This is a genomic window from Velazquezella soli, from assembly GCF_977018685.1.
On sequence record NZ_CDRNXF010000004.1, the window covers coordinates 3,410,200 to 3,431,119 of the forward strand.

General features: G+C 61.1%; 12 protein-coding genes. 9 read left to right on the forward strand and 3 right to left on the reverse strand.

Translation table 11 applies throughout. The features are described from left to right. Positions 1 to 199: 199 nt before the first annotated feature. Entirely contained in the window at positions 200 to 2,506 is a 2,307-nt protein-coding gene (locus AC0JZ8_RS20125; RefSeq protein WP_471893281.1) for a tetratricopeptide repeat protein, read from the reverse strand. 329 nt (positions 2,507 to 2,835) lie between these two features. On the opposite strand from AC0JZ8_RS20125, the gene bcsN reads away from it, so the two are divergent. The 3 genes from bcsN to AC0JZ8_RS20140 all read left to right on the forward strand — a co-directional run bounded on the left by bcsN (position 2,836) and on the right by AC0JZ8_RS20140 (position 8,608). Next, complete coding sequence (gene bcsN / locus AC0JZ8_RS20130; protein ID WP_162238117.1) at positions 2,836 to 3,882, forward strand: cellulose biosynthesis protein BcsN; 1,047 nt, start codon at positions 2,836 to 2,838, stop codon at positions 3,880 to 3,882. A 74-nt stretch (positions 3,883 to 3,956) separates the two neighbouring features. Next, positions 3,957 to 6,128: a UDP-forming cellulose synthase catalytic subunit gene (bcsA, locus tag AC0JZ8_RS20135; RefSeq protein WP_062453845.1), complete on the forward strand. Its 2,172-nt coding sequence runs from the start codon at positions 3,957 to 3,959 to the stop codon at positions 6,126 to 6,128. A gap of 5 nt (positions 6,129 to 6,133) precedes the next feature. After that, positions 6,134 to 8,608: a cellulose biosynthesis cyclic di-GMP-binding regulatory protein BcsB gene (locus AC0JZ8_RS20140; protein WP_325261912.1), complete on the forward strand. Its 2,475-nt coding sequence runs from the start codon at positions 6,134 to 6,136 to the stop codon at positions 8,606 to 8,608. 10 nt (positions 8,609 to 8,618) lie between these two features. On the opposite strand, the gene AC0JZ8_RS20145 is transcribed toward AC0JZ8_RS20140, so the two are convergent. Next, on the reverse strand, positions 8,619 to 9,212 hold the full coding sequence (locus tag AC0JZ8_RS20145) for a DNA-3-methyladenine glycosylase (RefSeq protein ID WP_471893282.1): 594 nt from the start codon (positions 9,210 to 9,212) through the stop codon (positions 8,619 to 8,621). A 123-nt stretch (positions 9,213 to 9,335) separates the two neighbouring features. Here AC0JZ8_RS20145 and AC0JZ8_RS20150 point away from each other — a divergent pair, with 123 nt between their 5' ends. Together AC0JZ8_RS20150 and AC0JZ8_RS20155 are read left to right on the forward strand one after the other, a co-directional pair. Then, positions 9,336 to 9,776, forward strand: coding sequence for a DUF2231 domain-containing protein (locus AC0JZ8_RS20150; RefSeq protein ID WP_062453848.1), 441 nt, complete (start codon positions 9,336 to 9,338; stop codon positions 9,774 to 9,776). Between the two features lie 3 nt (positions 9,777 to 9,779). Next, on the forward strand, positions 9,780 to 11,366 hold the full coding sequence (locus AC0JZ8_RS20155; RefSeq protein ID WP_471893283.1) for a PQQ-dependent sugar dehydrogenase: 1,587 nt from the start codon (positions 9,780 to 9,782) through the stop codon (positions 11,364 to 11,366). A 95-nt stretch (positions 11,367 to 11,461) separates the two neighbouring features. Here the strand turns inward: AC0JZ8_RS20155 and aptA are convergent, their stop codons facing one another. Then, positions 11,462 to 12,796, reverse strand: a complete 1,335-nt coding sequence (aptA, locus tag AC0JZ8_RS20160) for an omega-aminotransferase AptA (RefSeq protein WP_471893284.1) — start codon at positions 12,794 to 12,796, stop codon at positions 11,462 to 11,464. A gap of 221 nt (positions 12,797 to 13,017) precedes the next feature. Between aptA and AC0JZ8_RS20165 the strand changes: the two genes are divergently transcribed. The 4 genes from AC0JZ8_RS20165 (at position 13,018) to AC0JZ8_RS20180 (ending at position 20,914) form a co-directional block, all read left to right on the forward strand. Beyond that, on the forward strand, positions 13,018 to 13,722 hold the full coding sequence (locus AC0JZ8_RS20165) for an ABC transporter permease (RefSeq protein ID WP_471893402.1): 705 nt from the start codon (positions 13,018 to 13,020) through the stop codon (positions 13,720 to 13,722). A 174-nt stretch (positions 13,723 to 13,896) separates the two neighbouring features. Next, positions 13,897 to 14,070, forward strand: a complete 174-nt coding sequence (locus tag AC0JZ8_RS20170) for a hypothetical protein (protein ID WP_209903151.1) — start codon at positions 13,897 to 13,899, stop codon at positions 14,068 to 14,070. A gap of 153 nt (positions 14,071 to 14,223) precedes the next feature. Beyond that, positions 14,224 to 15,222 (forward strand): capsular polysaccharide export protein, LipB/KpsS family, encoded by a 999-nt coding sequence (locus tag AC0JZ8_RS20175; protein WP_471893285.1) that lies wholly within the window; start codon positions 14,224 to 14,226, stop codon positions 15,220 to 15,222. A gap of 226 nt (positions 15,223 to 15,448) precedes the next feature. Further along, entirely contained in the window at positions 15,449 to 20,914 is a 5,466-nt protein-coding gene (locus AC0JZ8_RS20180) for an alpha-2-macroglobulin family protein (RefSeq protein ID WP_471893286.1), read from the forward strand. Positions 20,915 to 20,920: the final 6 nt, after the last annotated feature.

The following is a 20,920-nucleotide window of genomic DNA, read 5'->3' on the forward strand; positions in this document are numbered from 1 at the left end:
ATGTATGGTTAATTCCTTGCCCGAAGGTTAACACGGGCGGTGTGAAATGCTCTTTCAAGCAAAGTCAGAAACCGGCCATAGCTCGGACTGTCCGCAAAGGTGACAACAAACAGAGGCGCAGAAAAGCTCAACCAAAAGCTTTAAAACTTTCAGTAAAATCAAATGGATCTAATCTGGAAGTTCAGCTTGTGGCAGTGTTTCAATTGTCCGGCGGCCAGATCAGTTCGGCCAGCGCTCGTTGGCCGTCCTTGCTTCCGGTCGATGCAAGGGCCTGAAAAATTCTTCGCGCATCGGGCTTGCGACCGACATTGAGGTAGGCGTAGCCGCGAAGAATCATCAAATCGGTCTGTTCCGGCGTGATCTGGGCGCGCTGATCGAGCGCGATGAGCGCCTCCCGGTAGCGACCGAGGTTGAAGGAGCTTTGGGCGCGATTGGCAAGAATGGCGCTCTGAAGCTCCACGGCGCGGGAGTTGGTCTGCTTGGCGGCGGCGGCGGCAACAGACGCCTGATCCGTCAGGCCTGCCCGCAGATAGGCAAGGCTTCGACCATAGGACGCATCGGAGCGGACCACGTCGGAAGCACTGTTTTGCGCGACCTCGAAAGCCTTGACGGCTTCGAGCGGCCTGTTCAGATCCATCAGGCACCAGCCGCGCGATAGCGCCTGGTCTGGATTGGTCTGGCGGAGTTCCGTCAGAGCACAACCGCGCGACGGCGGCCCGGAGCTTGCCTGAGCGGATCTGGTTGCCTGGCGGACCGACGGCTGCACGGCAACAGGCTGCCGGGTTGCAGCGGCACGCTGCGGGTTGGGTTGCTGAACGCTGCGTTGCGCTGGTTGCTGGTAGGGTTGTCCGTCCTGCTGCGAATAGGCTTCCGCAGTGCGATCCTCGGGCCTGACGCTCGGCAGCGGCGGTTGGCGACGGTAACCTGTCCGATCATCGACGCCCGCTACAGATGGTCTGCCGAGATTTGCAATGCGCTCTGAACGACCGCCCCAGGCACGCTGGAGAGAAGCGACACCGGCCCGGTCGCCCAGGTCGTTGCGGGTCAGCGCCAGACCATAGGCGGAGGGCTCGTCATCCGGCTTCCAGGCGAGTGCTGCCCCGAACCACTCGGCGGCCGTGCGAAGCTGCCGCATTGCTCTTGCATACCAGCCGAACTGTTGTGCCGCGTCGGCATCGCGGGCGGCGATCACGACAGGCGCCATGCGGGCCAGAACCTCTTCCTGCAGCATGGGCGGAGGATCGAGTGCAAGAAGATTGGCGACGGCGGAAAGATAGGCCGCCTTGGTGCCTTCGGAACTTTCCCGGAAACGATAGAGAACGTTTTCCGCTTCAAGCGGCGACTTCTGGCGGACCAGGGTGAGCGCCAGCCCCTCAGCAGCGGAGGCCGTCTCTTCCTTGCCATAGGCGCGCCGGAACCAGCGCTCGGCACCGCCGAGATTGTCTCTGCGATAGGCATACCAGCCCAGCAGCAGCGCGTCCGAGGCGAGCCCCTCGCGTTCCGCGAGTTGTTCGAGACGCGTGACATACTGCTGGCCTACGACCAGTTTCGCATCGTCGCCGGCTTCGTTGACAAAGCGGCGCGCGAGATCGTTTCTCAGACCCTCGAATTCCGGCTGACCACCGGCGGGAGTTTTTTCCTTTGCGAGGAGATCTTCCAGCATGGTGGAGGGAAGAAGTTCACTTGCCTTCTGCACCGTGGCGACACGCGCGGCGGTGTCCTCGCAATTGTCCAGGACGTAGAGATAGGCATCCCGGGCGCGACCCTGTCGCTCGGTCTTGGCAAAGGCTTCCGCCACCCGCCACAAGACGTCGATTTCGCTGCAGGTGAGAAGGCTCGGGTTTTCGGCCGCCATGCGGATGACGACGTCGTAATCCTTGCTGTCGGAGGCGCCGGTCAGGCTGACACGTGCCTCGGCAAGCTTTAGCCGGTCGAGGAGATCGTCCGGTGCCTGCCAGCCGCTCTCGGCAGTCTGACGGTCAGCGATTGCCTTTCGTACGTCGGCAAAGCGCGACTGCGCATAGAGTTGCCACATGTTTTCGAGCTGTGGATCACTGCTTGCGCGCACAGCCAGCGGATCAGCGGGCGGCGACCAGGTCGGATAGAGCGCGCGCAGGCGCGAGATCTCGGCCTGAAGCCGTGCCGTGTCGCCACGGGCAGCAAAATATCGCAAGGCGCTTTCATCCACGACCACCGGAGGCGGCGTGTTGCCGCGCTGCGCCGTCAAGTTTTCGGGACGCTGCAAGGGTGGTGGCGACGATGCGGCCGGGGACTGTGCGATCAAGGGCATGCCCGAACGCGCCGGGGAAGGCGTATCGGCCGGTTCGGTGGCGGATCCGTTCGGCAGCGTTTGCGTGATCACAAGCGCTGCTGTACCCGGAGACTGCGCGGAAGGTTCGTCGGAGGAGAGCAGTTGAGCCGTAAGCCGCTCGGTCTTGGGACGCGGCTGCATTCCGTCTGCCCATGCGAGCGCTTCGGGACTGATGGCGCCGGTCAGCTGCGTCATGTCGACATTGGAGGATTGTCTATCGAGGCTCCAGAATCCAACAGCGGCTATACCTACCACCGTCAATGAGATCATCATAACCTTCATGGACTTCCGATCCCGATCCTAACCCCGACCTGTTGCCCCGCAACGAGGCACATCAATGGCATGAACGCCATGATGTGTAAGAATGAGCTGATATGGTTAACGAACAATTTAGATTTGTTTAGCAAATTGTAAGCAAGACTCGCGATTCGCTTCGTTGCGTAGACTTTTGTGGAAGCGGAAATCGAGACGGAAGCGATCGGACGATGACTGTCCAATAGATGCGCCATTATATGCGAGTGCCCATGACGAAAAGATCATTTGCCGAAGTTCGCCGGTTCGTACGCAGCGACCGCCGAAGCTTCGCAATTGCCATCGCAGGATTGCTGCCTCTCGTCCTGGCAAGTTGCGGCGGAGCTCCGATCCAGCCGGGCGCCCTGGTGAAGACCGTGCAGGCGGAAGAAGCCATGGTCATGCCCCCGCCATCCGGCCCCGGTATCGTCGGCGTCATCGAGCGGCGCTACGACAACGCCATCGAGCAGGAAATTCCGCTCTTCACATCCGCACTCACGCCCGGCCAGAACTTCATCAAGGCGCAGTTCTTCGGCACGAAGAGCGCGTTCAGCTATAGCTCGAACCGGCTGACGTCGAAAATGGTCTCGCAAAGCGGCACGGCACGCGAAATGGCATCCGGGTTTCCGGGTGTACGGATGGTGCGGTCGCAATTTTACGTCCAGAACAGCTATGGCCCGTTCGGCTATGCGTTCGGGCGCGGCAGGGGCAGCGATCTTTGCCTCTACGGATGGCAGCAGATCCGCTCGCAGGCGCAGAAGATGTCGCCGGTCGATAACTACGGCTCGATCCAGATCCGCGTGCGGATCTGCGAGGCCGGCGCGACGGAGCAGGCACTTCTCGCCTTCATGTACAATTTCACTATCAACGCCTCCGTCGACTCGCTCGGCTGGAATCCCTATGGCGATGCGAGCCCGCTTTCGCCTGAAATCGGACGAACCGGCGCTCCGACCTACCCGCGTCCTGCCTCGACGGAAGCTATCGTTCCGGTCCTGCCGCAACGGCAAGCTGCGCCGATGATCCGCCGCGCAGCCCCTGCCGCGCCGGTCCGGCCAGCCGTAGCACCGGTTGCCAGCAGCATGATGGAGCCTGTCATGCAGCCGGTGGGGCCAAGGATCCCCAGCGTTTCCGCACTTTCTCCCGCAGGCCTCAGTCCGTCAGCGCCCTCGGACGCTGCTGCGTCCCCGAGGTCACTGACACCCGCAGCCGCTCCGCGCGTCACGGTTCCTTCGCCTTCCTGCTCGACACAGGCGGAGGGTGCCAATGTCGTATGTCGCTGAGCGTCAGGCCGGCAATCCCGTCGTGATCCTGCCAACCGTAATCCGGTCGATCGAACCGCAAAGGTAATCCGGCGATGCGTACTTTTATTTCTGCCATCGTGTGGGTTCTCGCCACGATCATGATCGTGACCCTGGTCACCCTGCCGATCAACACGCGCACCCAGTTGATCGCGAGCGTCCTGATCGTCACGGTGATGATCATCATCAAGATGCTCAACGCCGACGGCAAATGGCGTCTCGTGGCTCTCGCCTTCGGCACCGCGATGGTGATGCGCTACGTCTACTGGCGCACGACGAGCACGCTGCCGCCGGTGAACCAGCTGGAGAATTTCATTCCCGGCATGCTCGTCTACCTGGCCGAGATGTACAGCGTGATGATGCTGGCGCTCAGCCTCTTCGTCGTTGCCATGCCGCTGCCGGCGCGAAAGCCGCACGGCCGCACTGAAGGACCGCTTCCGAGCGTCGACGTCTTTGTGCCGTCCTACAACGAGGACGAGACGCTGCTTGCCAACACGCTTGCAGCCTGCCGCAACATGGATTACCCGGCCGACAAGTTGACCGTCTGGCTGCTCGATGACGGCAGCACGCTGCAGAAGCGCCGCGCCGACAACGTGGCGGATGCACGGGCTGCGGATGCGCGCTACAAGGCCCTCAACCAGCTTTGCGAAGACCTCGGCGTCAAATACCTGACCCGCGAGCGCAACGAACACGCAAAGGCCGGCAATCTCAACAACGGGCTTGCCCATTCGAGCGGCGATCTGATTGCCGTGTTCGACGCCGACCACGCCCCGACGCGCGACTTCCTCTTGGAAACCGTCCACTATTTCGAGAAGGAGCCGAAACTCTTCCTCGTGCAGACACCGCACTTCTTCCTCAATCCTGATCCCGTCGAGCGCAACCTGCGCACATTCGAGAAGATGCCGAGCGAGAACGAGATGTTCTACGGCATCATCCAGCGTGGTCTCGACAAGTGGAATGCCGCCTTTTTCTGCGGCTCCGCGGCCGTTCTCAACCGCAAGGCGCTCGAAGTCTCCAACGGTTTCAGCGGCGTCAGCATCACGGAAGACTGTGAAACCGCGCTCGATCTGCACGGTCTCGGCTGGCACAGCATCTATGTCGACCGCCCACTGATTGCCGGCCTGCAGCCGGCGACCTTCGCCAGCTTCATCGGCCAGCGCTCGCGCTGGGCGCAAGGGATGATGCAGATCCTGCGGTTCCGCTTCCCGCCGCTCAAGCGCGGGCTCTCCTTCCCGCAGCGCCTCTGCTACATGTCCTCGACGCTATTTTGGCTGTTTCCCTTCCCGCGGACGATCTTCCTGTTTGCGCCGCTGTTTTATCTGTTCTTCGATCTGCAGATCTTCACCTCGTCCGGCGGCGAGTTCCTGGTCTACTCGCTGACCTATATGATCGTGAACATGCTGATGCAGAACTACCTCTACGGTTCGTTCCGCTGGCCGTGGATTTCGGAGCTTTACGAATACGTCCAGACCGTGCACCTGCTGCCGGCTGTCGTTTCGGTCATGCTCAATCCGCGCAAGCCGACCTTCAAGGTGACGGCGAAAGACGAGTCCGTGTCCGTCAGCCGACTTTCGGAGATCAGCCGGCCGTTCTTCGTGATCTTCTGCGTTCTCGTCATTGCCTTCTTCATCAGCATCTACCGGGTCTATACAGAACCGTTCAAAGCGGACGTGACGCTGGTGGTTGGGGGCTGGAATCTTCTCAACATCATCATTGCGGGCTGCGCGCTCGGCGTCGTTTCCGAACGTGGAGAGAAGCAGTCGTCCCGCCGTATCCGCGTCAGCCGGCGTTGCGAATTCGGGATCGGCGACCGCTGGTTCACGGCGACGATCGAGGATGTTTCGGTCAATGGTGCAGCACTGCAGATCTATACGGAAGGCGCCAGGGACATCGCGAACGGTGCCATGGGTGTGCTCCGGTTCCAGCCGTTCAGCGACCTGCCGATCAGCGACTTGCCGATCGAAATCCGCAACTTCGATACGGTCGGCGACGTGACAACGGCGGGGTGCCGCTACATGCCCCAGAAATCCACCGATCACCGTTTGATCGCCGATCTCATATTCGCCAATTCGAGCCAGTGGACACAATTCCAGACCTCGCGACGTTACAACCCGGGCCTCTTGCGCGGCACGATCTGGTTCCTGGGTCTTGCCGCCTATCAGACGACCCGCGGCCTCGGCTACCTGTTGAAGGATCTGGGCAAGAGCCAGACGACGAAGGAAGGTTGAGCGACATGATCATCAATACACGCTTCCCCCGCCTTCTCTTCGTCGCGGCCATGCTGGCATCGACCGGCGCCCTGTCGGTCTCGTCGCTTGCGCAGCAACCCGCTCAATCGCCGGCCCCCGCATCATCGCCATTCGACATGGGTCCGGAGCGATCCCGCCAAGGTGTAACCCCGACCGCGCCGCCTTCACCGCAGACCCCGGCTCCGGCACCTGTGCCACAGGTTCAACGGCCCATTCCAGCCGCTCCGAAAACGCCCGCGGCACCGGCACCGGCGGCCACCGCTTCTCCCTCTCCGGTAACGGCCCCTGCTCCTCAGGCGGCAGCCAAGGCTTCGACCGAAACGGCGCGGCGCTACCTCATCCCTGCCCCGTCGCTGCGCCTGAACGGCGAGGTCCAGCAGCGTTCCTGGTCCGTCTACCTGACCGAGGAGCAGGCGGCGACGGGTGCAAAGCTGCACCTTACGTACCAGAACTCGATCGTCGTTGCGCCGGAGGCCTCGCGCCTTTCCGTGACGATCAACGACGTCGAGATCTATGGCGACAAGATTGCATCGCCCGACCAGCCGTTCGAACGGGTGCTCGACATACCGCCGGGCGTTCTGAAGGCGGGCGGCAATATGGTACGGTTCGCGGCCAATCAGCGTCACCGCACCGACTGCACGGTCGAATCCACGTTCGAACTCTGGACCGACATCGACCCGAAGCGGACGTTCCTGGCGTTCGACGACGAGCGTAGCGACCGGTTCAACCGACTGGACGATGTCAGGGCAGTCGGCGTCGACGGCAGCGGTAAGACACGGTTCCGCTTGATCGTGCCGGCGCTCGACCAGCTGGGCGCGACGGATGTTCTGATGCGGCTTGCGCAGGGATTATCGCTGGTGGGCGGCATGCCGAACCAGTCGTTTTCATTCCAGAAAACCATTACACCCGATCTGAGGCCCGGCGAACTTGCGGTCTTCGTGGGGACACCGGACGAGCTTCGACCGATCCTTCCGAACCTGGCGGCAGCCGCTTCCAGTGCAGCCGTTGCAAGCTTTACCGATTACCCCGGGCACGGATCCTCCGCTCTGGTCCTGTCGGGACCCAGCTGGCCGGCGCTTCAGGGCCTTATCGACAGTTTCGTTGCCTCCACCGATGGCGGCAGCATCCAGCGCCGCGATACACTGGCGACCTCGAGCTGGCGCGGCATCGATACGCCATTCCTGTTTGCCGAGAAATCGATTGATTTTAATTCTCTCGGGGTCAGCAGCGAGGAGTTTTCCGGGCGGCTTTACCGTACCGAGTTCACAATCGGCGTTCCGGCGGATTTCTACGCGAACGCCTATGGCGAAGCGCGCATCCTGCTGGATGCCGCCTATGTGTCGGAGGTTCTGCCTGGCAGTCACATCGACGTCTTCGTCAATGGGAATATTGCCTCAACCGTTCCGATCACCTCGGACGGAGGCGCCATTCTGCGCCACCTGCCGATCAAGCTGACGCTGCGTCACTTCAAACCTGGGGTCAACACGATCACGCTCGAAGCTGCGCTGCTGACGGCGTCGGACAAGGCCTGCGCGCCGGGTGCCACTGCGAATGAAGGCACGCGGTTTGCTCTCTTCGGTACTTCACAGTTCGAGATGCCGGATTTCGCCCGCATCGCGCGCGTCCCCAATCTCGGCGCTACGTCGGGCACCGGCTTTCCTTACTCGACCGGCACCGAGTCCGTTCCTTTGTTCCTCGGCCGGATCGATGAAAAGACCCTCGGATCTGCGGCAACTTTCCTTGGCAAGATCGCGACCGCGTCACATCGGGCAATACCGGTCTCGGTGACGATTTCAACGGCGCGTATCGCCGGGCGCAATGCGCTGTTTGTCGGCGCGATCTCCGAATTTCCAGCCAATATCCTGACGGATCTCGGCATCGAGCAGAAAAGCCGCGGTAGCTGGGGTGAGAACAGCGATCACGTCCCGGCCGACCGGGCGTCATTGACGCTCCAGGACTGGCAGGATCGCAACGGCAACAACTTCTTCGGCCGACAGCTTTCTTCCGTGGCGGATTGGGCCAAGCGGAACTTTGACCTCTCCGCACCGATGCTGCGGTTTGCGCCGGCCGGTGACGCGATCTATGTGCCGCCGAAAACCGCCGGAATGATCATCGCACAGGAAAACGATCCGACCCAAACCGGCACCTGGACGGCAGTGATCGGCGCGACGGGCGATGAGCTTTCCGCCGGGATGGAGGCCTTTTCGGCACGCGAGGCGTGGAACCAACTCGACGGACGCGTGTCCGTGCACGATGTTTCCGAAGCAGATCCGGTGATTGTTCCGGTCAACTGGTTCCACTTCACGCCGACTGCAAACTTTTCACTCTCGAATGCACGGTTGATCGCAACGAACTGGCTGTCGGACAACATCATGTCCTACGGACTGCTTCTCGTCGCGAGTGCAATTCTCGTGGGGCTGGCAACCGGTGGACTGCTGACCCGGCTCGGTCGGAAATAGGCACGGCAGGTCAATCCTGTGCGGCTGTCGGGTCCCCCGGCAGCCCTCCCTTGCCGGTAAAGCGTCGGCTGACATGCAGCGATGCCTGAAGGCCGAACCGCCAGGGCTGGTCGATACCACGCGAGATGCCGATCCGCCGTCCCGCGACCACCAAGGGCGGTGTTACCGGCGGAGCAAGCCGGAAAGGCGCTTCCATGAGCGACAGGCCGTCATGCTCGATACCAATTCCCAGCGCCTGGCAGACGCGTCCGGGGCCGGAGCATAACAGCAGGGGCTCCGCCCTGCCCCGCCGGTGTTCCATCTCGGCAATGCCGTTCACGGGCTGCAAGGCCCGGATCAGCACCGCGCTGCCTGGCGTGCAAACGAAATTCACGCACCAGTGTATGCCGTAGGAACGGTAAACATAGGCATGACCGGCCGGCCCAAACATGGCAAGGTTGCGGGGCGTCGGCCCGCGAAAGCTGTGGGATGCCGGATCATCCGGCTGGTAGGCCTCTGTCTCGACGATGACGCCGCCGACGCCCGAAAGCTCGAATTCAGCGCCGATCAGGTCGCGCGCCACATCCACCGCAGACCGCGTGAAAAATCCGACTGCCAGTGTCATGTCGTGCCTCACCATTTCTGTGGATCATGATCCAACCTAACCACTCGATAGCGCCAAGGGAACAAAGGGCGTCGTCACGGGTTGGCGTCCATTCCCTGGCTCTTTGCCTCCCGGAGCGTTTTCATGACTGTTTTTTCTTCCGATAACAGAGACTCTGCGGCGTATCCGCTGCAGTCCCTCTTCGTTCCCTTTCCTTTCGTCTGCTTCACCCTGACACTCGGGACCGACCTGGCCTTCTGGCTAAGCGATGGTCACCTGATGTGGCAGAACTTTTCCTCCTGGCTTCTGTTCGCCGGCCTTGTCTTCGGTGGCGTCGCAATCGTCGCCGGCCTGCTGGATATGCTTCGTCCAAGAACGCGGCCGCTGCGCCCGGCATTTCTCACCATCGTCATCTATATCGTCATTCTGGCGCTGGCCTTCCTCAACAGCCTTGTTCACGCCGGCGACGGCTGGACGGCCGTTGTGCCTTACGGACTGGCGATTTCTGTCGTCACGTTCGTTCTCTCGGTTTTCGCCGCTGCGATTTCCGCCCGCAAGTATTCCCGCCTGGCCTGGAGGATCTGATCCATGAAGCCGTCCCGCATTCTCTTTGCCTCCGCGCTTTCGCTGTCGCTCGGCACCGCCTTGCCGGCCTTTTCCCAAAGCAATGACTTCGACGTCAACTCGCAGATTGGCCCCGATCCTGTCCTGCCGGAACCATCGCACCCGCTCATCCCCGACCTGAAAGTCGCGGAAGTGATCGGCTGGAAGGATGGCGAAACGCCGAAGGTTCCTGAAGGCCTGAAGGTTACCGTTTACGCCAAGGATCTTTCGAGCCCGCGCACCGTCCACACGCTTCCGAACGGCGATGTGCTTGTCGTGCAATCCAAGGCACCGGCAGGCGAGCCGACCTCGAGGCCGAAGGATTTCATCCGCGGCTGGATCATGTCGATCGCCCACGGCGATATTGGCGCTGAGAAGGAAACCAATATCATCACCCTGCTTCGCGATACCAATCGCGATGGCACGGTCGACGAACGACACGACCTTCTGACCAAGCTCGATTCCCCGTTTGGCCTGGCTTGGGTGGACAATACGCTCTACGTGGCCTCGGCCAGCGCCGTGATCGCCTACCCTTATGAACTCGGCCAGAACGAGATTACCGCGCCGCCAAAGGTGCTGACCCCGCTTCCTGGCGGGCCAATCAACCACCATTGGACCAAGGATCTGGCGCTCAGCCCCGATGGCAAGATGCTCTACGTCTCGGTCGGCTCGAACTCCAATATCGTGGAGAACGGGCTCGAGGCTGAAAAGGGCCGCGCCGCGATCTGGCAAGTCGATCGTCAGACGGGGGCGGCACGCGTCTTCGCATCCGGCCTACGCAACCCGAATGGTCTTGCCTTCAACCCGGATACGGGCGTTCTCTACACCGTCGTCAACGAGCGTGATGAACTCGGTCCGAACCTGGTGCCGGACTACATGACGTCGGTGAAGGAAGATGGCTTCTACGGCTGGCCGTGGAGCTACTACGGCAACCATGTCGACGTTCGCGTTCACCCGCCACGGCCGGACATGGTCGAAAGGGCGATCGCGCCGGACTACGCGCTGTCCAGCCATGTCGCAGCACTCGGCCTGACGTTTTCGGCCAATTCCGCCATGCCGTCCGCCTTCGCAAGCGGTGCCTTCATCGGCGAACATGGCAGCTGGAACCGGGATCACTTCAACGGCTACAAGGTCGTCTATGTGCCCTTCGAAAACGGCAAGCCTGTCGGCAAGGCACAGGACGTCGTGACAGGCTTTATCGAGAACGATCAGGCGCGCGGCAGACCTGTCGGTGTCGGGATCGATGGAACGGGGGCGCTTCTGGTTGCCGACGATTCCGGCAACACGGTCTGGCGGGTCGCCAATGCCGACGGCACGGTCATTCCGCAGCCGATCGGCACCGACCAGACCGCGGCAACCGCACAGCAGTCCGCGACCACCGACAAGACGGATCGGGCACCGGTTGCAGCAGTGAGTCCTCCGGCCAACGGGACGACCGGCTCCACGGAACCGGCACTCGCCGCACCAACCGCCCCTGCAGAAGAGCGGCTGACCGGTCAGGCCCCAGTGTCCGGTAAAAGCGATACGCTGCAGCCGTCGCAAACCGACATTGCGCCAGCAGCAAGGCCCTGATCCGGAAACGGTCTCGCGCTTATCGACGCTAGACAGACGAACTCATGTGCAGCCGGTACCACCTACCGGCTGCACTTTCTTTTTAAGGTCGCCCGTCATGCCGCGCGCTTGAGCGCATCACCGAGCATCGAGACGATGGTGCCGATCTGCTCCTTTTCGATGATCAGCGGCGGCGACAGCGCGATCGTGTCGCCCGTCACTCGGACCAGCAGCCCCTTCTGGAAGCAATCGACGAAGAGATCATAGGCACGTGCGCCCACAGCGCCTTCGCGCGATGCCAGCTCGACGGCGCCGACGAGGCCAAGGTTTCTGATGTCGATGACGTGCGGCAGGCCCTTCAGCGAGTGCAGCGCCTCTTCCCATTCGCCGGCAAGACCGGCAGCGCGGGTCAACAGGCCCTCTTCCTCGTAGATTTCCATGGTCGCGAGACCGGCGGCGCAGGCGACCGGGTGGCCGGAATAGGTATAGCCGTGGAACAGCTCGATCGCGTTCTCTGGTCCTGCCATCATGCCATCATAGATGGTGCGGCTGGCAAAGACGGCGCCCATCGGGATCGTGCCGTTGGTAATGCCCTTGGCGGTGGTGACGAGATCCGGCACGACACCGAAGTAATCCGTGCCAAACGGCATGCCGAGACGGCCAAAGCCGGTGATGACTTCGTCGAAAATCAGAAGAATGCCGTGCTTGGTGGCCGTTGCGCGCAGCTTTTCGAGATAGCCCTTGGGCGGCAGGATGACGCCGGCGGAGCCTGACATCGGCTCCACGATCACGGCTGCGATGGTTTCCGCCCCGTGCAGTCCGACGAGACGTTCGAGATCGTCGGCAAGCTCAATGCCATGCGCCGGCAATCCCTTCGAGAAGGCGTTGCGCTCGATATCGAGCGTGTGACGCATATGGTCTGCCGGGATCTGCGGAAAGACACGGCGATTGTTGACGAGACCGCCGACCGAAATGCCGCCGAAGCCGACGCCGTGATAGCCCTTCTCGCGACCGATGAAGCGAGTTCGTGTACCCTGCCCGATCGACCGCTGATAGGCGATGGCGATCTTGAGCGCGGTATCGACGGATTCGGAACCGGAACCGGTAAAGAACACCCGATCCAGCTTGGCGGCGGCACCGCCCGGCGCATGCTCCGCCAGTTTCGTGGCGAAATCGAACGCGATGGGATGACCCATCTGGAAGGTCGGGGCAAAATCCATGGTGGTGAGCTGGCGTTCGACGGCCTGCGCGATCTTCTTGCGACCATGGCCGGCATTGCAGCACCACAGCCCCGCCGTGCCGTCGAGAACCTTGTTGCCGTCCACATCGGTGTAATACATGCCATCCGCCTGCGCGAGCAGACGCGGCGTCGCCTTGAACTGGCGGTTTGCCGTAAACGGCATCCAGAAATTGTCAAGATTGAGCGCGTTTGTCTTGCTCGCGTGGTCCATGAAAGCCTCCTGTTCGATAGGGTAGATGTCACGGATTTTTTGGTGGCGAACAAGTCTTTTTGTGTTGGGGGCGGGAGAGGTGGCGGATATCGAGAAATCCATTTTGCCGCCACAAATTCCGCGCTATGACAATTGGGAAGCAGTGCCGGGGACGTAATGCAGTATTTCAAGACACATATAAGGGTATCGACGTCGTTTGCTTTGCGTGAGGTCGCGACGCGATATGGAAAGCATCCCGGCGGAAATATATTTGGGCGCTCCTTGAGCCTGTATCCTACGTGGTGCTGATGAGCTTCCTCTTCGGAGCCCTTGCGCGTCATCCTGCTTTGGGTACCAGCTTTCCGCTGTTCTTCGCGACCGGTTTCATCGCTTTCGCATTCTATTCCGATACATACCGGTATTTGACCTCCTCGATCAGCGCGAACAGAGCACTTCTTTCCTATCCCACAGTCGCTCCAATCGACGCTTTCGTAGGACGCTTCATTCTGCAATCCATAACGTCGCTTCTGGTGGCGCTGGTGATCCTGACTGCTGCTCGCATGACGGAACCTCACGCGTTAGCCTTGAACTGGAAAGCATTACTGGAAGCAGTTTTCTATGCTTGGGCGCTAGCGCTGGGCATGGCCTTCTTCAATGCAGCGCTTTTTCAGAGGTACTCGTTGTATGAGAAGCTGTATTCGATCGTGACGAAGCCGCTTCTACTTCTTTCCGGCGTGTTCTACGTACCCAGCCTGCTGCCATCGCCGTTTCGCGAATATATGCTCCTTAATCCGCTCACGCACGTTGTGATCCTTCTCCGGGAAGGTTTTTACGGACAGAGCCCGTTGGATGGAGTAGATCGCCGCTATCTGGCCGAATGGTCGGCATGCCTGTTGTTCGTCGGCATGCTCACGTTCACCTTGATCCCTTTTGCACGTGAACGATAAAATAACTCGTTCTGACGTTGCGAATTGTCTTCACACGATAAAGCGAAATTGCATGCGGCAGTGAGATGCCGCAATCGTTTCGTCCGCAGCAAGCGCAGGCTGCCGCCGGATATCCCATCTTGAGCCTGAAGTTCTGCTACACTCCTCTCGCGATCAGCGAAGGGCTCTTGAGAGATGGCAGATGATTTTTCAGCGACCTGCATCAGCTTAGATGTCATCGACCGGATTACGGATACGATCGAGAATTACGACTCTTTACCATCCGACGACGTCATCGTGGTGCTGAACGAAGCGCTAAATGTGATCCGGGAACTCCTGCGGATGCTGGACGTCCAGAGAGATGGTTGAAGATGCCGGGCGGCATGCTAAAGCACGGCACTTCAGGTGAGGATCATTCCTGACAAACTTGCGGTGACACGCGCGATGTACGAGCGATATCTGGGTTGGGTGCTTTCATCTTTCACGTGGGCCGGGGTCAAGCCGCGTGCCTATGTGTTCGGGATGAGCCCGTGGAAAAAAAACGTGCGCCACTGGCTGGACGGCGAAACCGTTTCGCAAAAAAGCAGGCATGTCGGAAAAGTCTGGTTTCATGCTGTTATCGCTCCCGCCATTGCCGCGCGGAAAGGCTCGAAGGTCTATGTCTGGGGTTACAAGGTTCAGCCCCACATCGAACAGTTCTGTCGATCACGGAACATCCCGATCATCCGTGTCGAAGACGGGTTCATCCGGTCCATATCTCTCGGCGCCTTCAAAGCGCCACCCCTTTCCTTGTGCTTCGATCGTTCGGGGATGTATTTCGACGCGACCCAGCGTTCTGACCTCGAACAACTGATCGAAGCCTACGACTTCAACGCCGACCCCGACCTGATTGCGCGTGCCCGGACTGGCATTAACAAGCTCATTGCCTCGCGGCTTTCCAAGTACAACACCTCGACCGATACCGATATCGCCGCAGTCTATGGACCCAAAACCGATCGGAAGCGCATTCTCGTCGTCGGTCAGGTTGAGGACGATGCCTCGATCCGACTGGGGTGCGACCGCATCATCGATAATAATGCACTGGTGCGAATTGCCGCGAGCGAGAACCCGCAGGCCCAGATCATCTACAAGCCGCACCCGGAAGTGCTTCACGGAACGCGCGCTAACCAGTCCGATCCAAATGACGTGAGCGATCTGGCGATGATCCTGAAACAGGACATCACCCTGGCAGATGCCTTTCAAACCGTTGATCATGTCTACACAATCACATCGCTGTCAGGCTTCGAGGCACTTATCCGCGGCATCCCGGTCACCTGTCTGGGGATGCCGTTCTATGCGGGCTGGGGCGCAACGGACGACCGGCAGGAATGCGAACGGCGGACGGCAAAGCGAACTCCCGAAGAGATATTCGCAGCCGCCTACATCCTTTACGCCCGCTATCTCCACCCTACCCTCCACAAGCCGCTCAGCTTCGAGGAAGCGATCGAACTGCTCTCGGAGATGAAGGGGCGGGTGTTGTAAGGGGCCAGATCGCTGAAGATTCCAGCGCGGTCCTCGGACACTGTCTTGCAGAAAGCGGCTTCCACAGTGATCGATAGCCCCATGACAGAACCGTTCGACTGATGCAGTCTACGACGGCACAGAAATAGACAAAACAGATGCCGACGGTTGGCTTTACTTCCGTTGACAAGTGCTTACTCAGATCCGACAACATAACTTGGACGGCAGCCACCGGGGGGACTTTTTGATGTCTAGGCGCGCGATCTTCGGACTTTCCGCATTGTTGTTTTCGTCTCTCGTTCTGGCGCTGCCTCTGACTGCGGCGGAGCGGCGGATAGAGACCACGGCGGATGGGGACTATTCGGGTTTTGATCTGCGGACCGTCAAGAATGTCAGCCAGGGTCAGTGCGAAACTGCCTGTATCGGCGACAACCAGTGCCGCGCCTTTACCTATAATGTCAAAGCCAAGTGGTGCTTTCTCAAGTCCGACCACGCGCAGCTCAATCCGTTTATAGGCGCGGTCGCCGGCAAGATCGTCGAAGTGGCGGCAGAGCCGGATATCGGAGCGGCGCCGCGGCTCTCCTTTCTGACGGAAGAACTGCTTCAGCAGGCCCGCGAGCAGAAGGATGGCTTGACGCTCGGTGACAACCAGCAGGGCCGGGATGTCGAAAGACTGAAGACCGACGCGCAGGCCGAACTTCTCGCAGGTCGCTTCGATAATGCGATCTATAATTACAAAGGCGCCCTGTCGCTGACGCCGGATGATGGCGCACTCTGGATCGAATTTGCCCGCGCAGCCTCCACCGCCAATGGCAACGGCTCTGCAGATGGCGATGCGACGCTTGGCGCCATCAACGGCTATCTTCTAACCCGAACGACCCAGACAAGAGCCGATGCGCTTGCCGTTCTCGGTGCAGCGCTTGCCAAGCAGCAGGCTTACCGCCAGGCGATTTCCGCCTACAAGCAGAGCCTCGCGCTGGTCAGCGCCCGCACGGTGCAGGCTTCCTATAACGACCTTCGCGAGCGTCACGGGTTTCGCGTGACCGGCAACACGGTCGATGCAGACAGCGCCAATCCGCGCGCCTGCGTTCAGTTTTCCGATCCTCTGGTGAAGGCCGGCGTCGACTATGCACCCTTCGTCACGCTGGACGGCAAGGCGCCGAAAGCGATGGAGGCGAAGGACAGCCAGATCTGCGTCGAGGGTCTGACCCACGGCCAGCGTTACAAGCTGTCGCTGCGGCGAGGCCTTCCCTCCTCCGTCGATGAACCGCTGCCAGCTCAGGTGGATCTCGACCTTTACGTCAAGGATCGCTCTCCGACGGTGCGGTTTACCGGAGACAGTTTCGTGCTGCCATCCACGGCCCGGCGTGGCATTCCGATCGTTTCGGTGAATACCGAAAAGGCCGCTCTCAAGCTCTACCGGATCGGCGACCGCAATATCGCGCCGCTTTTGACGGATTCGGAATTTCTGACCCAGATGAGCGGCTACACTGCCGACCGCATCGAGCAGGAAAACGGCGAACTCGTCTGGCAGGGCACGATCGCTCTTGGGCCCGAATCCAACCGCGAGCTCAACAAGGATGTCGCGACCAGTTTCCCGGTCGACGAGGCGCTGCCGAACCGCAAGCCCGGCGTCTATGTGCTGACCGCATCGGCCGCCAACGCCATTTCGCAGGAATGGGATAACAAGGCGACGCAGTGGTTCGTCGTTTCCGATATCGGGCTGACCACATATGCCGGCACCGACGGCCTCAGTGTGTTTGCCCGCTCGCTCGGTTCGGCCAAGCCGATTGCCGGCGTCGATCTGCAGCTTCTTGCCAAGAATAACGAAGTGCTCGGTACCGCAAAGACCGATGGCGATGGCCGTGCCACGTTTACGGCCGGCCTGATGCGCGGGACGGCGGCCATGGTGCCGGCGGTGCTGACGGCGCAAAACAGCGGCCAGGACTACGTGTTTCTCGACATGACCCGCGCCGGTTTCGATCTCTCCGATCGCGGCGTCACCGGCCGGCCGGCACCCGGCGCGATCGATCTCTTGCCCTGGACGGAACGCGGCATATACCGGCCGGGCGAGACGGTGCATGCAAGCGCCCTTGCCCGCAATGTGGATGCGACCGCGATCGACAACCTGCCGCTCACCTTCGTCTTCCTGCGCCCTGACGGCGTTGAGGATCGCCGCGTGGTGAAAACAGGCGCGCTCGGTGGCTATACGCTCGATCTCGCGCTGCAGGACACGTCCATGCGCGGGACCTGGACAATGCAGGTCTTTACCGATCCCAAAGGCTCGGCGATCGGCGAAAAGACGTTTCTGGTCGATGATTTCGTGCCCGATCGCATCGAGTTCGACATGACCAGCGCGGCGAAGGAAATCGTGGTCGGCGAACCCGCTACGGTCGAGATTGACGGACGTTTCCTCTATGGCGCACCGGCGGCGGGACTTGGCCTGGAAGGCGAGATCGCCCTCAAGCCGACCCGCGAAAACGCTGCCTTCCCGGGCTACCAGTTCGGCCTTGCAGACGAGGAACAGGCGGAAACCGTCCGCATTCCGCTCGAGGCCCTCGACGATACCGATGAAGACGGCAAGGCATCGTTTGCGGCTGATGTCGCGGAGCTTCCCTCGACCACCAAGCTGATCAATGCCGATATCGTCGTGCGCATGCAGGAAACCGGTGGCCGTGCCATCGAGCGGACACTGTCGCTACCCGTCAAGGCGGATGGACCGCGGATCGGCATCAAGCCGGAGTTTTCAGGTGACCTGCCCGAGGGCGCGGTCGGCAGTTTCAACGTCATCCTCGTGGACGAGACCGGAGCAAAGCAGGCCGCGAAAGGCTTGGCCTGGAAGCTGGTCAAGGTCGAGCAGGACTATCAGTGGTATCGCGAGGGCAGTTCCTGGCGCTACGAGCCGATCACCCGCACCAAGCAGGTATCCAATGGCAGCGTTGACGTAACTGCTGACGGCGGCCGGATTTCGGTTCCGGTCGCATGGGGCCGTTACCGGCTGGAAGTCGAGACGGTCGATGCCGGCGGCCCGGCCTCAAGCACCGAGTTCGATGCCGGCTGGTTCGTGACCGCTACGTCGACCGAGACGCCCGACGCGCTGGAGATTGCCCTCGACAAGCCGAGCTACAAGGTCGGCGATACTGCCAAGCTCAAGGTTTCCTCGCGTTATGCCGGCGAACTGATGATCATTGCAGGCTCCGAGCAGCTGACCGCGGTCAAGACGGCAAGCCTTGCGGAGACCGGCGGAGAGATCGAGATCCCCGTCACGGCCGAATGGGGAGCAGGTTCCTATGTGACCGCAACGCTCTACCGCCCGGGTGCTGCGCGTGAAAACCGTATGCCGATGCGGGCGATCGGCGTGACCTGGCTGAAGGTCGATCCGGAAGCGCGCGATCTCGCGGTCGCGATCACGGCACCGGATAAAACCCTGCCGCGCCAGCCATTGGATATCTCCGTGGCCGTGACCGGTGCCGGCGCCAACGAAGACGCTTATGTGACGGTGGCAGCCGTCGATGTCGGCATCCTCAATCTCACCCGCTACGAGCCACCGGCGCCGGACGACTGGTATTTCGGCCAGCGCCGTCTCGGGCTCGAAATCCGTGACATCTACGGCCGGCTGATCGATGGCTCGCTTGGTGCTACCGGTCGCCTTCGAACCGGCGGTGATGGCGGCAGCATCGCGCTGCAGGCAAGCCCGCCAAAGGAAAAGCTGGTCGCTTTCTTCTCGGGGCCGGTGAAGCTGGATGCAGAAGGCAAGGCGAATGTCTCCTTCGACATTCCCCAGTTCAACGGCACGGCGCGCGTCATGGCCGTCGCCTGGTCGAAATCCGGGGTCGGTCATGGGGTGAAAGACGTCATCATCCGCGATCCGATCGTCGTGACCGCCAGCCTGCCGCGCTTTCTTGCGCCGGGAGACGACAGCAACCTCAGACTGGACATTGTCAACACCGACGGACCCGCCGGCACCTATGATCTCGGCATTACGACAAACGACCCGGTTGCGGTCGGCCAGAGCGCGATCAAGCCGGTCGAACTGGCGGCTGGCGGAAAAACGAGTGTGACGCTGCCGCTGGTGGGCATCGGGCCGGGTGACGGCACTGTTTCGATCCGGGTCTCGAATGCTTCCGGCCTGTCGGTCGATCAGGTTCTCAACATCCCGGTTCGCCCGGCGGCCATGCCGGTGACGGAGCGCCGGCTGGTGGATCTGAAGCTCGGCGCAAGCGTAACGGTGGATTCCAACCTTCTTGCCGACAGCGTGCTTCAGGGCGCCTCGGTCAGCGTCAATGTCAGCCGCTCCAACGCGTTCGATATTCCGGCGCTGCTGATGAGCCTCGACCGCTATCCCTATGGCTGCGCCGAGCAGACGACAAGCCGGGCACTTCCGCTTCTCTATCTGAGCCAGATGGCAGTTCAGAACGGGCTTGCCGATGATGCCGAGGTCAAGAAGCGCGTGCAAGATGCGATCTTCCGCGTGCTCTCCTTCCAGGCATCGGCTGGCAGTTTCGGGCTTTGGGGACCTGATGGTGCCGGCACCGATCTCTGGCTGGACGCCTATATCACCGACTTCCTGTCGCGGGCCCGCGAACAGGGTTTCGACGTGCCTGAAAAGCCTCTCGTCCAGGCGCTCGAAAATCTGCAGAACACGCTGGCCTACACGACCAATGTCGCCGACCAGGGCAATCAGATTGCCTATGCGCTCTACGTGCTTGCGCGCAACCGCAAGGCTGCGATCAGCGACCTGCGCTATTACGCCGATACGATGCTCGGCGACTTCCCGACACCGCTTGCCAAGGCGCATATCGCTGCAGCACTTTCGCTCTACGGCGATGCCCAACGCTCACGCACCATCTTCAACGACGCGCTGCAGATGTCGGAAGAAGCGCAGATCAAGAAAGTCAGCCTCAGCCGTTCGGATTACGGCTCCTCGCTGCGAGATGGTGCAGCGGTTCTGGCGCTAGCCGCCGAAAGTCGGCCGGTGCCGCCGATCGTGCCTGCACTTGCCAATGTCGTTGCCAAGGAATGGGTGGCGAAGAAACATACCAGCACGCAGGAACAGACCTGGATGCTGCTGGCGGCCCGGGCCTTGCAGAACGGCGACGAAGACCTGCGTCTCAGCGTCAACGGCGCGGCCCACATCGGGACGCTGATGTCGCAGATGCCAGGCGACGTGCTGCTCGATCATCCGCTGACGGTGCGCAACGACAGCAAGGATAAGCTGTCTGCGGCCATCACCACGGTTGCGGCCCCGGCACAGCCACTTGCCGCCGGCGGCGATGGTTTCGAGATAACCCGCACCTACTACACGATGGACGGCGAGGAGGCGAATGTCAGCACGGCGCAGCAGAACACGCGTTATGTCGTCGTTCTTAACGTCACGGAGACAAACGACTGGCCGTCTCGCATCGTCGTGACCGATCTCCTGCCGGCAGGTTTCGAGATCGACAATCCGAGCATCGTCAACAGCGCCAGCCTTGCCAATTTCGACTGGATCGAAGAGGTGCAGGCTGCCCATACGGAGTTCCGCAACGACCGTTTCGTGGCAGCCTTCAACCGCGCCGAGGGTGACAACCGCAAGATCACGCTCGCCTATGTGGTGCGCGCCGTGACACCCGGCACCTACGATCATCCGGCGGCACAGGTGGATGACATGTACCGTCCGCAGCTTTCCGCAAGGACGGCGATGGGCAAGATGGAGGTTGTGGCGGCGCCGTGAGAGACG

Bases quoted from the DNA above. Each gene is read 5' to 3' on its own strand.
- AC0JZ8_RS20125 (WP_471893281.1), bottom strand. From the start codon at position 2,506: ATGACGCAGCTGACCGGCGCCATCAGTCCCGAAGCGCTCGCATGGGCA.
- bcsN (WP_162238117.1), top strand. From the start codon at position 2,836: ATGACGAAAAGATCATTTGCCGAAGTTCGCCGGTTCGTACGCAGCGAC.
- bcsA (WP_062453845.1), top strand. From the start codon at position 3,957: ATGCGTACTTTTATTTCTGCCATCGTGTGGGTTCTCGCCACGATCATG.
- AC0JZ8_RS20140 (WP_325261912.1), top strand. From the start codon at position 6,134: ATGATCATCAATACACGCTTCCCCCGCCTTCTCTTCGTCGCGGCCATG.
- AC0JZ8_RS20145 (WP_471893282.1), bottom strand. From the start codon at position 9,212: ATGACACTGGCAGTCGGATTTTTCACGCGGTCTGCGGTGGATGTGGCG.
- AC0JZ8_RS20150 (WP_062453848.1), top strand. From the start codon at position 9,336: ATGACTGTTTTTTCTTCCGATAACAGAGACTCTGCGGCGTATCCGCTG.
- AC0JZ8_RS20155 (WP_471893283.1), top strand. From the start codon at position 9,780: ATGAAGCCGTCCCGCATTCTCTTTGCCTCCGCGCTTTCGCTGTCGCTC.
- aptA (WP_471893284.1), bottom strand. From the start codon at position 12,796: ATGGACCACGCGAGCAAGACAAACGCGCTCAATCTTGACAATTTCTGG.
- AC0JZ8_RS20170 (WP_209903151.1), top strand. From the start codon at position 13,897: ATGGCAGATGATTTTTCAGCGACCTGCATCAGCTTAGATGTCATCGAC.
- AC0JZ8_RS20175 (WP_471893285.1), top strand. From the start codon at position 14,224: ATGAGCCCGTGGAAAAAAAACGTGCGCCACTGGCTGGACGGCGAAACC.
- AC0JZ8_RS20180 (WP_471893286.1), top strand. From the start codon at position 15,449: ATGTCTAGGCGCGCGATCTTCGGACTTTCCGCATTGTTGTTTTCGTCT.